The following is a 14004-nucleotide window of genomic DNA, read 5'->3' on the forward strand; positions in this document are numbered from 1 at the left end:
AACGCTAATCATTAACCAAATTACGATTAAAAAGTATAGGATATAAATTAAAATCTGAATTACAGGTGTTAATCAAAAGAAGAATGGATTAAATAGGAATGAGTAGAGAATAACTACTCACTTTGAATTAAGTTTGAAAATTAGGAAATTGCCTTTAATTCTAATTCTTTATCATCTAAAACCATTGAATTATCTGATTGGGTAAATTGTTGTGCTAAAGCCAGTCTATCATTCATTACCTTAATCGCCTCTGAAAAATAGAAAGTTTTATTCATAGAGAAAAAAGTTGGTTGAGCAATAATACACAATGATGCATGTACACCAACTTCAACAACCATCATACAAACTTCAAATCCATCTTCTTGCATATGAACTTTAACGATATCAGCCACTTTTGGTATATATTCAATGGGCTGTTGAGAAAAATACCAACTTTTTGGCATTTGCGGTTTTAAAAAATTAGCTGCGACAATGGCGTTAATTGATAATTGAATCTTTTGTGATTCTGTCAAATTTAATGAATGACAACTATTGTGAAACTGATAATAAGATGCAGCATCACTAACAGAAAAAGCAAATTCACTAAAAACATCAGGAATTAGCATTTTACTTGGATAACAAGATCGGAACAACATATCAGATGAAACTTCCAGCATTAAACTATCGTATTCACGATCAAAATACCAACGCCAACCATCAGTTGGTCGAAAAGCCATCTTCATTGATATATTACCCCTCAATATAAGCAAATGCTGAAAGATAACATAATTTAAATAAGAAATAAATAAGAAATTAAAATAAAAAAATTTTAATTACCTAATTTTTAAAAACTTTATGATCATATTTGATCAATTAAAATGATCTAAATATGATCTTGTCACTATTTTTAGATCTTATTGAATTCAATGCTTTTTTTTTACTTACACGTAGGCATGACCTGAAACTTTTTTACAAAATTAAAATATAAAAAGGTGCCATTTGGTACCTTGTGTTTTAATCAGAATTAAACTGTATCAGTACTTAACTGGCTACATTAATACGTTTCATATCTGTCATATAGCTACGTAATTTGCGACCTAATTTTTCGATCAGTTAATCCTAGATCGTTTCTTACAATTCTATGAAAGCGAAATATTGATTTTTTCAATCTGATTTTTTACTGAAATGTAGGCATGACCTGAAACTTTTTTACAAAATTAAAATATAAAAAGGTGCCATTTGGCACCTTGTGTTTTAATCAAAATTAAACGATTTCAGTGCTTAACTGGCTACATTAATACGTTTCATATCTGTCATATAGCTACGTAATTTGCGACCTAATTTTTCGATCAGTTAATTCTAGATCGTTTCTTAAAATTCTATAAAAGCAAAATAACGATTTTTTCAACTTAATTTTTTTACTGAAACGTAGGCATGACCTGAAACTTTTTTACAAAATTAAAATATAAAAAAGGTGCCATTTGGCACCTTGTGTTTTAACCAGAATTAAACTGTATCAGTACTTAACTGGCTACATTAATACGTTTCATATCTGTCATATAGCTACGTAATTTGCGACCTACTTTTTCGATCAGTTAATCCTAGAGCGTTTCTTACAATTCTATGAAAGCGAAATATTGATTTTTTCAATCTGATTTTTTACTGAAATGTAGGCATGACCTGAAACTTTTTAACAAAATTAAAATATAAAAAAGGTGCCATTTGGCACCTTTGGTTTTAATCAGAATTAAACGATTTCAGTGTTTAACTGGCTACATTAAGATGTTTCATATCTGTCATGTAGCTACATAATTTGCGATATAATTTTTCGATCAGTTAATCCTAGATCGTTTATTACAATTCTATGAAAGCGAAATATCGATTGTTTCAATCTGATTTTTTTACTGAAACGTAGGCATGACCTGAAACTTTTTTACAAAATTAAAATATAAAAAGGTGCCATTTGGCACCTTGTGTTTTAATCAGAATTAAACTGTATCAGTACTTAACTGGCTACATTAATACGTTTCATATCTGTCATATAGCTACGTAATTTGCGACCTACTTTTTCGATCAGTTAATCCTAGAGCGTTTCTTACAATTCTATAAAGGCAAAATAACGATTTTTTCAATCTGATTTTTTACTTACACGTAGGCATGACCTGAAACTTTTTTACAAAATTAAAATATAAAAAGGTGCCATTTGGCACCTTGTGTTTTAATCAGAATTAAACTGTATCAGTACTTAACTGGCTACATTAATACGTTTCATATCTGTCATATAGCTACGTAATTTGCGACCTACTTTTTCAATTGGATGATTACGAATTTCTTCGTTTACATCACGTAATTGCGCATTATCAACACTACCTTCAGGAATTGCTTTGCCAAGATCACCTGCTTGTAACATTGGCATAAATTTTTCTCTTAATAGTGGTACAGCTGCATTAGCAAATAGATAATTACCATATTCAGCTGTGTCAGAAATTACCACATTCATTTCATATAAACGTTTACGAGCAATCGTGTTAGCAATAAGTGGTAATTCGTGTAATGATTCATAGTAAGCTGATTCAGGTAAGATTCCTGATTCAAGCATGGTTTCAAAGGCAAGTTCAACACCCGCTTTAACCATCGCTACCATCACCACACCTTGATCAAAGTATGCTTGTTCGTCAATTTTGCCTTGATATTCTGCAGCTTTTTCAAATGCTGTTTCACCTGTTTCTTTACGCCATTTTAATAAGTTAGCATCATCATTTGCCCAGTCTTTCATCATCGTTGAAGAAAATTCACCTGAAATGATGTCATCCATATGTTTACGATAAAGATCAGTCATGATCACTTTTAATTCTTTCGCTAAAGCATTAGCGCGTAATTTAGCTGGGTTTGATAAACGATCCATCATTAAAGTTATACCACCTTGTTTTAATGCTTCGGTGATAGTTTCCCAACCAAATTGTAATAATTTACAGGCATATGCAGGATCTACACCATCAGCAACAAGTTTATCAAAACAAAGTAGTGAACCTGTTTGTAACATACCGCAAAGAATAGTTTGTTCGCCCATTAGATCGGATTTAACTTCGGCAACAAATGATGATTGTAAAACACCCGCACGATGTCCGCCCGTTGCAGCTGCCCATGCTTTAGCAATTGCTAGACCTTCACCTTTTGGATCATTTTCTGGGTGAACAGCAATCAGTGTCGGAACACCAAAACCACGTTTATATTCTTCACGCACTTCGGTACCCGGACATTTTGGTGCGACCATCACAACAGTAATATCAGAACGGATCTTTTCGCCCACTTCAACAATGTTAAACCCATGAGAATAACCCAATGCCGCACCTTGTTTCATTAGTGGTTGTACAGCTTTAACAACCGCTGAGTGTTGTTTGTCTGGGGTTAAGTTAATGACAAGATCCGCAGTAGGGATAAGCTCTTCATATGTACCAACTTTAAAACCATTTTCAGTTGCTTTTTTCCATGATGCACGTTTTTCAGCAATAGCCTCTTTACGGAGTGCGTAAGAGATATCCAATCCTGAATCACGCATATTAAGACCTTGATTAAGACCTTGCGCACCACAACCTACAATCACAATTTTTTTACCTTTTAAAAAATTCGCTTCTGAAGCAAATTCATCACGAGCCATAAAACGGCATTGACCTAATTGTTCTAATTTTTCACGTAAATTTAGGGTATTAAAATAATTTGACATCATTCTCTCCATGAGTTCAATTGTTTATTTTCGAATCATGAAACATGATATAGTAGTTTTATTGTTGCGAAAATTGATATATTTACAATATTATATTGCATAAATTGCAACATGCTTGCTAAGTTAAACACTTTCTTTTACTCTAAGCCACTTTCAATTCATCTATGAATCATTATGGATCCACGTTACCAGCAAGCAAATAAAGAAGCTAAACTATCACTGTTGTTGACCATTATCTACCTAATTGGGTGGATTATTTGTGCTTATTTTGTCGGGGATAACATTGGCTTTTTAGGGTTTCCTTTGTGGTTTGAGCTATCTTGCATAATGGTCCCATTAGGTTTTATTTTACTGTGTTGGATCATTGTAAAATTTCAATTCAAAAACATCTCATTAGAGCAAACTAAGTGATTAAAAAATGCATTTAGATATTATTTTACCTCTGGTTATTTATCTTATTTTTGTGTTTGCATTATCAATTTATGCTTATGCAAAACGTAAAAAAGTTAATCAATTTACCGATTATTTTATTGGTAATCGAACCATGGGCGGTTTTTTACTCGCTATGACCTTAGCGGCCACTTATATTAGTGCCAGTTCGTTTATCGGTGGCCCGGGTGCGGCTTATAAATATGGACTGGGTTGGGTATTGTTGTCGATGATTCAAGTGCCTACCGTGTTACTTTCTTTAGGGATTTTGGGTAAAAAATTTGCTATTTTGGCACGTAAATATAATGCGATAACGTTAAGTGATATGCTTTATGCTCACTATAAAAGCAAAATTATCGTTTGGTTTGCCAGTATTGCATTAGTGATTGCTTTTGTTGGCGCTATGACAGTTCAGTTTGTTGGTGGCGCTCGTTTGTTGGAATCGTCAGTTGGCATTCCATATGACATTGGATTACTGATTTTTGGCGTTGGCACCGTTATCTATACCGCATTTGGAGGCTTTCGAGCAAGCATTTTAAACGATGCTTTTCAAGGTTTAGTAATGATTATTGGTGCAATTTTGCTATTAACTGCTATTATTTATGCAGGTGGCGGAATATCAGCGATTATTCATCGTTTAAATGAAATTAATCCAGCACTTTTAACACCACAAGGTCCAGATAATTTTATGGACTTTCCTTTTATGACTTCTTTTTGGATATTAGTCTGTTTTGGGGTGGTTGGGTTACCACATACTGCTGTGCGTTGTATGGCATATAAAGATAGTAAAGCCGTGCATCAAGGCATCATTATTGGTACGATTGTCGTTACCATTATTATGTTAACTATGCACCTATCTGGCGCACTTGGACGAGCTATTATTGATGATTTAACGATACCAGATCAAATCGTTCCAACACTCATTATTAATGTTATGCCGCCATTAGCTGCTGGTATCTTTTTAGCTGCACCATTGGCTGCAATTATGTCTACAATTAATGCTCAATTATTACAGGTTTCATCTGTATTAATAAAAGATCTGTTTTTAAGTATAAAACCCGATACCAATTATAGTGATAAGATATTAACCCGCGCGTCGATCATCATTACCATTATTTTTGGTGGTTTGCTTATTTTAGCGGCTTGGAATCCTCCTGATATGATTATCTGGTTAAATTTACTTGCTTTTGGTGGACTTGAAGCTGTATTTTTATGGCCATTGGTATTAGGTCTATATTGGAAAAATGCCAATGCAACGGGAGCATTATGCTCAATGTTTGCTGGGGCTATTAGCTATACTCTATTAGCTGCTTATAATATTAAAATTTACTCTTTCCATCCAATTGTTCCTTCACTGATTATTGGATTATTTGTTTTTATAATTGCCAACATGTTTGGCAACTCGGGAAAAAATTATGCCTTGGATTCAACTCAGAATTAATACAACTAGCGAATTTGCAGAAGAAATTAGCGAACAATTAGAACAATCTGGTGCGGTATCAGTTACATTTCAAGATACCTATGATACCCCTGTTTTTGAGCCCTTACCTGGCGAAACAAAGCTTTGGGGCAATACGGATGTTGTGGGCCTTTATGATGCTCAAACCAATACAGATGAGTTAAAAGCAATATTAAATCTTGAGCAATATTCTTATAAAATTGAACAATTGGAAGATAAAGATTGGGAACGAGAATGGATGGATAACTTTCATCCTATGCAGTTTGGTCAGCGACTTTGGATTTGCCCAAGTTGGCGTGATGTTCCTGATCCCAATGCGGTTAATGTCATGTTAGATCCAGGTTTAGCATTCGGTACTGGCACGCATCCGACTACTGCCTTATGCTTAACTTGGCTCGAAAGCTTAGATCTGAAAAATAAATTAGTTATTGATTATGGTTGTGGTTCTGGCATATTGGCTATTGCAGCATTAAAATTAGGCGCAAAACGCGTTATTGGTATTGATATCGATCCTCAAGCAATTCAAGCTAGTAATGACAATGCACAACGTAATGGTGTCAATGACAAGTTAGAACTTTATTTAGCTAAAGATATTCCTGATAATTTACAAGCAGATGTAGTTGTTGCAAATATCCTAGCTGGTCCTTTAAAAGAGCTTGAGCCACAAATAAATAAACTTGTGAAATCCCACGGTGAACTGGGCTTATCTGGTATTTTGGCTACCCAATCATCAAGTGTTTGTAGTGCTTATCAAACACATTTTGATTTAGATCCTGTCGTTGAACAAGACGAATGGTGCCGTATCACTGGTAAAAAAAAGTAAAAAATTAACATTACCCCCTTTTAAGTTTGAGAAAAAATGCGTAATATAGCCGCCCTTAATTTGCTAAAAATTGGTGAAATTAAATTAAAAAATAATTTAATTGCTGCACCAATGGCTGGAATCAGCGATAAACCATTTCGTAAATTATGTTATCGATATGGTGCAGGAATGACAGTCTCAGAAATGTTTTTAGCAAATTCAGATGTTTGGCATACTGATAAATCTGCATTGAGAATGATCTCAAATGATGATGTTGGTATTCGGGCTGTGCAAATTGTTGGGTCTGATCCTGATGAGATGGCAAAAGCTGCGGAATTTAATGTCAAACATGGCGCTCAATTGATTGATATCAATATGGGTTGTCCAGCTAAAAAAGTTAATAAAAAGTTAGCTGGCTCTGCATTAATGCAGTATCCAGAACTAATAAAAAAAATTTTGCAAAGAGTTGTCGGTGCAGTTGATGTACCGGTAACATTGAAAACGCGGACTGGATGGAATAAAGATAATAGAAATTGCATAGAGATAGCACAAATAGCTCAAGATTGTGGCATAAAGGCTATTACTATTCATGGACGTACCCGTGCTTGCTTATTCAATGGTGTAGCGGAATATGAGTCAATAAAGGCAGTAAAGGAAAAGGTTACGATTCCGGTTATTGCTAATGGTGATATTCGTACACCTGAACAAGCAAAAGAAGTTTTTCAATATACGCAAGCTGATGCTATAATGATCGGCCGAGCGGCACAGGGTCGGCCTTGGATATTTGAAGAAATTGCATTCTATCTATCACATGGACAGTTAAAAAAAAGTAAAAGTATTGATGAAGTAGAGCAAGTGGTTTTATCGCACCTTGATGAACTTTATCGGCTTTACGGAGAATATAAAGGATTGAGGATTGCCAGAAAGCATGTAAATTGGTATACCAAGGATTATGCTGATAGCGATCAATTCAGGCGCTTATTTAGTGTACTTAGCAATACAAGTGAGCAAGTTAAAACACTAATAGCATTTTTTAGTCAAATTAGAAACAACCAAAAGAGTTAAGAATACTATGTCAGAACAACGCGTTACAGCTGCAGCACTTAAATTTACAACTGTAAATTCGCAGGACCAAATAACACAAAAGCCATTGCGAGATTCAGTTAAACAAGCTTTAAAAAACTATTTATCTCAATTAAATGGTGAAGATCCGACTGATCTATATGAATTAGTGTTAGCTGAAGTTGAACACCCATTCCTTGATATGGTTATGCAATATACACGCGGTAATCAAACTCGCGCAGCAAACATGCTTGGTATCAACCGTGGTACGCTTCGCAAAAAATTAAAACAATATGGAATGAGTTAATTATTCTATTTGATAAATTTACGACATTTTGAAAGCGCCTATTTATTAGGCGTTTTTTATAACAATAAAATAATTAAAAGTGAGTCACAACGTTTTTTGTTTTACTAAGCGGATAAGCGTTTTATCAATATTGGCGTTAATGACCGTTTATGTAATGGCTCTTTAGGATTATGAAATCGATTTATTAACATCTCAACGGCTAATTGACCCAGTTCTTTTTTGGGTTGATGAATAGTAGTTAAAGGTGGTGTCATATATTGTGCGATTTCAATATTATCATAACCAACAATTGCAATATCTTTTCCTGCTTCAAGTCCATTTTGGTAAAGTGCTTGATAAACACCTATAGCCATAGCATCATTAGAACAAAATACAGCTTGTGGAGGTTTAGCCAAACTTAATAAATATTGCATCGCAACAATACCTGATGCAAATCGAAAATCACCTTGCACTTCATAACCATTATGAATGATTAAATTAGCTTCATGCATTGCTTTACGATAGCCTTGCAGGCGCGATTGTGCTTGAGTATTATTTAAAGGGCCTGTAATACAAGCAATATCCTTGTAATTTTTCTCAATTAAATATTGAGTCGCTATAGTTGCACCATAAAAAGAATTATCCTGAATAATATCACACATACCCATTAATGGTGTCCAATCCATCATGACGATGGGCAGTTTGGGATAACGTGTAAAGATCTGTTGTGGGCTTGAATGGCTTTCAGTGCACATGATTAATAAGCCATCAACACGTTTTTGTAATAAATGCTCAATGTTATCAAGCATCCGTTTATGATCACCCTCTGTACTACATAAAATCAAGTTATAACCCAACTCATAACAACTTCGTTCAACGCCTTGAACCACTTCTGAAAAAAAAGGATTATTACTCGTTGTAACTAACATACCTATAGTATAGGTTTTATTACTCTTTAAACTACGGGCTATTGCACAAGGTGTATAATTTAGCTGTTTAATCGCTAATTCAACTTTTTCGCGTACAGCAGGGCTAACATAACGATCGTTATTAATCACATGAGAAACAGTAGATGTAGAAACTTGCGCAAGATTTGCAACATCTTTCATCGTAGCCAATGGTTAGATCTCTTTTTACTGATTATATAATTGAATAAAATTGTCAACCTCTATACGCGTTGGTACTGATGTTTGTGCTCCAGCTTTAGTTACTGACAGAGCCCCTGCAGCATGTGCATATTTGATAGCTTGGCTAAGCGATTTACCTTCTAATAATGCTGTGACTAACATGCCATTAAAAGTATCTCCAGCTCCAATAGTATCAATGGCTTTTACTTTAAAACCATCGATAAGTTCCCCTTTGCCTGAATCACTTACCCACGCACCTTTACTACCTAACGTAATTATGACAATTTTTATTCCTTTATTATGCAAAATAGCCGATGCAGTTTGGGCATCTTGTTCAGTGACAATTTTTATACCGGTTAAATGTTCAGCTTCGGTTTCATTTGGGGTAATAATATCAATATGATTAAGCAAATCATCGGATAACTTCTGCGCAGGTGCAGGATTTAAAATCACTTGAGTATTATGTCGTTTGGCTAATTTAGCTGCTTGTTCTATGGTTGCTAAAGGTGTTTCAAGCTGCATTAAAATCGCATCTGCCTGTATAATATCATTTTCAAATTCACGTAAATAATCAGGTGTAACTGCAGCATTGGCACCTGCATAAATGGCAATTTGATTCTCGCCTTGAGCATTAACTAAAATGAGTGCAACACCTGTATTTTCGTTTTTGATTGTTGCAACTGAACGGGTATCAATACGATCATTTTTTAATTGCTGATCTATTTTTTTCCCTAATTCATCATCACCAACTGCAGCAATGAATTGTATATTGGCACCTAAACGACCTGCAGCTACAGCTTGGTTGGCACCTTTACCTCCAAATGAAATTTGGTAATCTCTGCCTGCTAATGTTTCACCTGGTTTTGGAAATTCATTAACATTTAAAATATGATCGACATTAACACTACCCAGTACAATTAGTTTTTTACCACTCATGTAATTCGCTCCAAATTTTACCGCGATAGGACGCAATAATGCGTCCTTAACTCTTTATTTAGTAATTAATTTTAATTCTACAGGAACTTTTTGTTCAACTTTCTCACCTTTTATCACTTTATCAGCGATCTCAATACCCATTGAACCTATTTTTTCTGGTTGTTGTGCAACTGTTGCTGCCATTTTACCTCGTTCTACGGATTTAACTCCATCTTGTGTGCCATCAAATCCAACCACTAAAATATCATTACGCCCTGCAATTTGAATTGCACGTACCGCACCTAATGCCATTTCATCATTTTCGGCAAATACAGCTTGTAAGGTTGGGTAAGCAGTAAGTAAATTTTGCATGACATTCATACCTTTGGCACGATCAAAGTCAGCAGGTTGCGCAGTTAAAATAATTAATTTATTCACTTGTGCGGATTGAACAAATCCCTCACCACGTTCACGTGATGCGGATGTACCAACAATGCCTTGTAGTTGAATTATTTTTGCATCAGCACCTAGTTTTTCAAAAATAAAATCTCCTGCCATTTTACCTCCAGCAACATTATCGGATGCAATATGGCTAATAACCTCACCTTTTCCGGCTGCTCTATCAAGAGTGATTACTGGGATTCCTGCTTTATTGGCAGCCAAAACGGCATTGCCGACCGCATCTGAATCAGTTGGATTAATTAAAATGACTTTAGCGCCTTTTACGATAGTATCTTCAACATTCGCTAACTCTTTTGCTGGATTATTTTGCGAATCGAGTACCACTAAGTCATAACCTAATTCATTAGCCTTTTGTACCGCTCCTTCTTTTAGTGTTACAAAAAAAGGATTATTCAGTGTTGAAACAACTAAGGCAAGATTGTCTTTCGCTGAAGCTTGAAAACTAACGGTTAGACTTAAAGTTACAATTGTAACTGCAGTAATAATTTTTTTAAATTTCATAACCCTCTCCCAAAATAAGAAACTATTTATTGGTTTTTTTATCAACTAACACAGCTAATAAAATCACCACACCTTTTACGATCATTTGATAATAAGCATCCACACCTAACATATTGAGACCATTATTTAAAAAACCTAATATTAATGCACCAATTAATGTACCTATAATTTTACCTTTACCACCAGACATGCTCGTGCCACCAAGAACAACTGCAGCAATCGCATCCATTTCATAACCAGTACCAGCAGTAGGCTGTGCCGATGATAGTCTTGCAACTTCAATGGTACTAGCTAATGCGCAAAGTAACCCACTAAGTGCATAAACCGTAATTTTGACTCGATCAACATTAATCCCTGAGAGTTTTGTGGCAGATTCATTACCACCTAAAGCATAAATATAACGACCTAAACGGGTATATTTTAATAAGTACCATGCAGCAATAAATACCATCGCCATAATGATAATTGGCACAGGAATCGCAAAAACTCGACCAAAAGCAAACCACTCAAAAAGTTCTGAATTATCATTCATACCCGTCGATATTGGACTACCTTTTGTGTAAACCTGTGTTACACCACGTAAAATAAGCATCATAACCAGCGTAGCAATAAATGCTTGTATTTTACCTTTTGCAATGATCAGACCTGAAAAAGCACCTAATAACGATCCTAATGCTAAGGATAAGGCTATCGCAATAAAGGGGGAGATATCTGAACCAACTAAAGAAGCCGTGATAGCACCAGCTAAAGCAAAGGTAGAACCTACTGTAAGATCAATACCGGAGGTTAAAATTACTAAAGTCATACCTACCGCAATGATCGCGTTAATGGATGTTTGCTGTAAAATATTGAAAAAGTTATTTAAAGTAAAAAAGTTATCACTTAAGCATGAAACAATTGCAATTAAAATAAGTAATGTTACTAATGATTTTTGCTCAATTAAAAAATTCTTGAACGTTTTATTTTGCAACATCGACTCTCTCCTGTAATTTTCCAACGGCAGCAGCCATAAGTTTTTCCTGTGTCACGTCACCAATTGAAAATTCGCCAGTCACAGTTCCGTCATAAATAACTAAAATTCTATCGCTCATACCTAATATCTCAGGCATATCAGATGAAACTAAGATAACGCTCAAACCCTGCTGTTTAAATTGATTAATCAGATGGTATATCTCTTTTTTAGCACCTACATCGACTCCTCGCGTTGGTTCATCTAAAATTAATATACTTGGTCGAGTCATTAATCCTTTAGCAATAGCGACTTTTTGTTGATTACCACCTGATAAGAGCCCAATAATTTGGTTGATTGAGGGCGTTTTGATGTTAAATAAACTAACAAAATCCTCAACAGCTTGTTGCTCATTTTTAAGTTGTAATTTACCAAACTGATTAGCAAAATAACTCAATGCATTAAGTGACATATTGTCCTTAACAGACATACCTAAAATCAGTCCATCTCTTTTCCTATCTTCAGAAATATAGACAATGCCATGTTTTAAACCATCTAACGGCGAATTCACTTTTATTGTTTTTCCTTTAAGTATAATAGAGCCAGACTTCGCCGGATTGGCACCATAAATCATTTTCATTAATTCAGTTCGCCCTGCCCCCATTAAGCCTGAAATACCAAGTATTTCACCTTCGTGAAGTTTGAAACTGATATTGTTTACTCCTGCACCGGTTAGATTTTTAACTTGCAGTGTTACCTCTCCATGTTCTTTATTGATGCGAGGATATTGTTCTTCAAGTTTTCGTCCAACCATCATTTCAATAAGGGAATTTTCATCAAGTTGCTCAACTTTCTTTTCGCCAATAAATTGTCCATCTCGCAAAACAGTAACGTCATCACAGATTTCAAAAATTTCTTTTAATCGATGAGAAATATAAACAATTCCACAATTTTGCTGTTTTAGTTTGTGAATAACTTCAAATAATGATGCCGTTTCTGTTTCGGTAAGCGCATCGGTAGGTTCATCCATTATGATAACTTTGGAATTGAAGCTAAGTACTTTAGCGATTTCAACCATCTGCTGTTCACCTATCGATAACTCACTAATAAGCTTACGACTATCATAAGTTAAATGTAGTTCAGCTAATAATTTGTCAGCTTGGTCATATGTTTTTTTCCAATCTATACAGCCAAATTTATTAGTAAACTCTCGACCTAAAAATATATTTTCGGCAATAGTAAGTTGTGGTATTAAATTTAACTCTTGATGAATGATGCCGATACCTGCTTCTTGTGATGATTTTGGTCCTTTAAAATTTACTTTATTGCCTAAGTAAATAATTTCACCCTCATCTTTTGAGTAAATTCCAGTTAACACTTTCATTAGTGTAGATTTTCCGGCGCCATTTTCACCAATCAATGCCATTACTTGTCCAGCTCGAACATTTAAATGTGCGCCTGTTAAGGCTTTTACACCGGGAAAAGATTTATGAATATTAATAAGCTGTAATAAATTATTGTGCATAAATTCCTCATTGCTTAATTAAAACAAACCTTTTTAAAACAACATTTAAAAAATGACACCCGATTGCAAAATAATATTTGCAAATGGTGTGCACTCACCCGTTCTGATAACGGCTTTGCAATGATGCGTTTGTTTTTTTAGCATTTCGTGAGGAAAATAAATAATCTCTATTTTATTGTTCTGAATTTGTTCAATCTGGCTAATTCTTTCTATAATTTCTGCCAAAATTTGAGGATTTTTTTCTTGGATTTCTGCAGCAAGTATTACTTTTTCTATTTGCATCTCTTGTGAAATTAATTCGAAAACTTGCATAAATGATGGGATACCATAAGTAAGTGCCAAATCAATTCGTAAGGTCGTATTAGGTATAGGTAAGCCCGCATCCCCGATTGCAATTTGATCAGTGTGCCCCATTTTAGATAGTACTTGGTAAATATCAGAATTAAATAGTTGGCCTTTGCGCATAACAAATCCCTTTTAAAGATAGTTAACAAGAAATATCGAAACGTTTCGATACATAATCTTGTAACGAATAAGAGTTTCTTGCAATGTTTAAAATTCAAACTTGTGATCTCGATCAATATTCATACACGGCATGAAATTCATTTAATGAATCAAACCTGCAATAATTTAAGTTAATGGTTTGATTTTTCTGTTAAATAAAATCATTCTAAATGATGTGTTCAATGAAACAATGCGTTGTAACATTTTCAAAATTTTGACTTAACTATTGGTATAACTTATACACATATTGATAATGAATTTTTAGTTAAAGTTTGCTAAA

Annotated in this window: 13 protein-coding genes; 5 read left to right on the forward strand and 8 right to left on the reverse strand. The window is 34.5% G+C overall.

Features of this window, described 5'->3' with window-relative positions; all coding sequences use genetic code 11:
• Positions 1-140: 140 nt before the first annotated feature.
• The gene (locus AC5LW9_RS10640) at positions 141-722 is read right to left on the reverse strand and encodes a cell division protein ZapC domain-containing protein (protein WP_144092402.1); all 582 of its coding nucleotides are present in this window, start codon (positions 720-722) and stop codon (positions 141-143) included.
• Between the two features lie 1502 nt (positions 723-2224).
• Entirely contained in the window at positions 2225-3703 is a 1479-nt protein-coding gene (gene ilvC / locus AC5LW9_RS10645; RefSeq protein ID WP_086287967.1) for a ketol-acid reductoisomerase, read from the reverse strand.
• Positions 3704-3877: 174 nt separating this feature from the next.
• Between ilvC and AC5LW9_RS10650 the strand changes: the two genes are divergently transcribed.
• From AC5LW9_RS10650 to fis, 5 genes are read left to right on the forward strand one after another with little or no spacing between them, the layout of a single operon-like run.
• On the forward strand, positions 3878-4114 hold the full coding sequence (locus AC5LW9_RS10650) for a YhdT family protein (RefSeq protein ID WP_086318565.1): 237 nt from the start codon (positions 3878-3880) through the stop codon (positions 4112-4114).
• Between the two features lie 7 nt (positions 4115-4121).
• Complete coding sequence (panF, locus tag AC5LW9_RS10655) at positions 4122-5573, forward strand: sodium/pantothenate symporter (protein ID WP_086318564.1); 1452 nt, start codon at positions 4122-4124, stop codon at positions 5571-5573.
• Positions 5548-6414: a 50S ribosomal protein L11 methyltransferase gene (prmA, locus tag AC5LW9_RS10660; RefSeq protein WP_279085197.1), complete on the forward strand. Its 867-nt coding sequence runs from the start codon at positions 5548-5550 to the stop codon at positions 6412-6414. Before panF ends, prmA begins: the two co-directional genes overlap by 26 nt.
• A 36-nt stretch (positions 6415-6450) precedes the next feature.
• Positions 6451-7458 (forward strand): tRNA dihydrouridine synthase DusB, encoded by a 1008-nt coding sequence (gene dusB / locus AC5LW9_RS10665; protein ID WP_198228518.1) that lies wholly within the window; start codon positions 6451-6453, stop codon positions 7456-7458.
• A 7-nt stretch (positions 7459-7465) separates the two neighbouring features.
• Entirely contained in the window at positions 7466-7762 is a 297-nt protein-coding gene (fis, locus tag AC5LW9_RS10670; protein WP_034883623.1) for a DNA-binding transcriptional regulator Fis, read from the forward strand.
• Between the two features lie 104 nt (positions 7763-7866).
• On the opposite strand, the gene rbsR is transcribed toward fis, so the two are convergent.
• Genes rbsR through rbsD form a run of 6 tightly spaced genes read right to left on the reverse strand, consistent with a single transcriptional unit; the run spans position 7867 to position 13685 of the window.
• Positions 7867-8850 (reverse strand): ribose operon transcriptional repressor RbsR, encoded by a 984-nt coding sequence (gene rbsR / locus AC5LW9_RS10675; protein WP_232352913.1) that lies wholly within the window; start codon positions 8848-8850, stop codon positions 7867-7869.
• A gap of 24 nt (positions 8851-8874) precedes the next feature.
• Complete coding sequence (rbsK, locus tag AC5LW9_RS10680) at positions 8875-9804, reverse strand: ribokinase (RefSeq protein WP_198235800.1); 930 nt, start codon at positions 9802-9804, stop codon at positions 8875-8877.
• 54 nt (positions 9805-9858) lie between these two features.
• Positions 9859-10746: a ribose ABC transporter substrate-binding protein RbsB gene (rbsB, locus tag AC5LW9_RS10685; protein ID WP_198235799.1), complete on the reverse strand. Its 888-nt coding sequence runs from the start codon at positions 10744-10746 to the stop codon at positions 9859-9861.
• A 22-nt stretch (positions 10747-10768) separates the two neighbouring features.
• Positions 10769-11719 carry a ribose ABC transporter permease gene (rbsC, locus tag AC5LW9_RS10690; RefSeq protein ID WP_334323051.1) on the reverse strand — a complete coding sequence of 317 codons (951 nt, stop codon included), beginning with the start codon at positions 11717-11719 and terminating at the stop codon, positions 10769-10771.
• Positions 11706-13220 (reverse strand): ribose ABC transporter ATP-binding protein RbsA, encoded by a 1515-nt coding sequence (gene rbsA, locus AC5LW9_RS10695; protein ID WP_493455876.1) that lies wholly within the window; start codon positions 13218-13220, stop codon positions 11706-11708. Before rbsA ends, rbsC begins: the two co-directional genes overlap by 14 nt.
• A 45-nt stretch (positions 13221-13265) precedes the next feature.
• Positions 13266-13685 carry a D-ribose pyranase gene (gene rbsD / locus AC5LW9_RS10700; RefSeq protein ID WP_493455877.1) on the reverse strand — a complete coding sequence of 140 codons (420 nt, stop codon included), beginning with the start codon at positions 13683-13685 and terminating at the stop codon, positions 13266-13268.
• Positions 13686-14004: the final 319 nt, after the last annotated feature.

The sequence above is a fragment of the Gilliamella sp. LMG 34360 genome (genome assembly GCF_984568995.1).

Bases quoted from the DNA above. Each gene is read 5' to 3' on its own strand.
- ilvC (WP_086287967.1), bottom strand. From the start codon at position 3,703: ATGTCAAATTATTTTAATACCCTAAATTTACGTGAAAAATTAGAACAA.
- fis (WP_034883623.1), top strand. From the start codon at position 7,466: ATGTCAGAACAACGCGTTACAGCTGCAGCACTTAAATTTACAACTGTA.
- AC5LW9_RS10650 (WP_086318565.1), top strand. From the start codon at position 3,878: ATGGATCCACGTTACCAGCAAGCAAATAAAGAAGCTAAACTATCACTG.
- rbsR (WP_232352913.1), bottom strand. From the start codon at position 8,850: ATGAAAGATGTTGCAAATCTTGCGCAAGTTTCTACATCTACTGTTTCT.
- rbsA (WP_493455876.1), bottom strand. From the start codon at position 13,220: ATGCACAATAATTTATTACAGCTTATTAATATTCATAAATCTTTTCCC.
- prmA (WP_279085197.1), top strand. From the start codon at position 5,548: ATGCCTTGGATTCAACTCAGAATTAATACAACTAGCGAATTTGCAGAA.
- rbsK (WP_198235800.1), bottom strand. From the start codon at position 9,804: ATGAGTGGTAAAAAACTAATTGTACTGGGTAGTGTTAATGTCGATCAT.
- rbsB (WP_198235799.1), bottom strand. From the start codon at position 10,746: ATGAAATTTAAAAAAATTATTACTGCAGTTACAATTGTAACTTTAAGT.
- panF (WP_086318564.1), top strand. From the start codon at position 4,122: ATGCATTTAGATATTATTTTACCTCTGGTTATTTATCTTATTTTTGTG.
- rbsC (WP_334323051.1), bottom strand. From the start codon at position 11,719: ATGTTGCAAAATAAAACGTTCAAGAATTTTTTAATTGAGCAAAAATCA.
- AC5LW9_RS10640 (WP_144092402.1), bottom strand. From the start codon at position 722: ATGAAGATGGCTTTTCGACCAACTGATGGTTGGCGTTGGTATTTTGAT.
- dusB (WP_198228518.1), top strand. From the start codon at position 6,451: ATGCGTAATATAGCCGCCCTTAATTTGCTAAAAATTGGTGAAATTAAA.
- rbsD (WP_493455877.1), bottom strand. From the start codon at position 13,685: ATGCGCAAAGGCCAACTATTTAATTCTGATATTTACCAAGTACTATCT.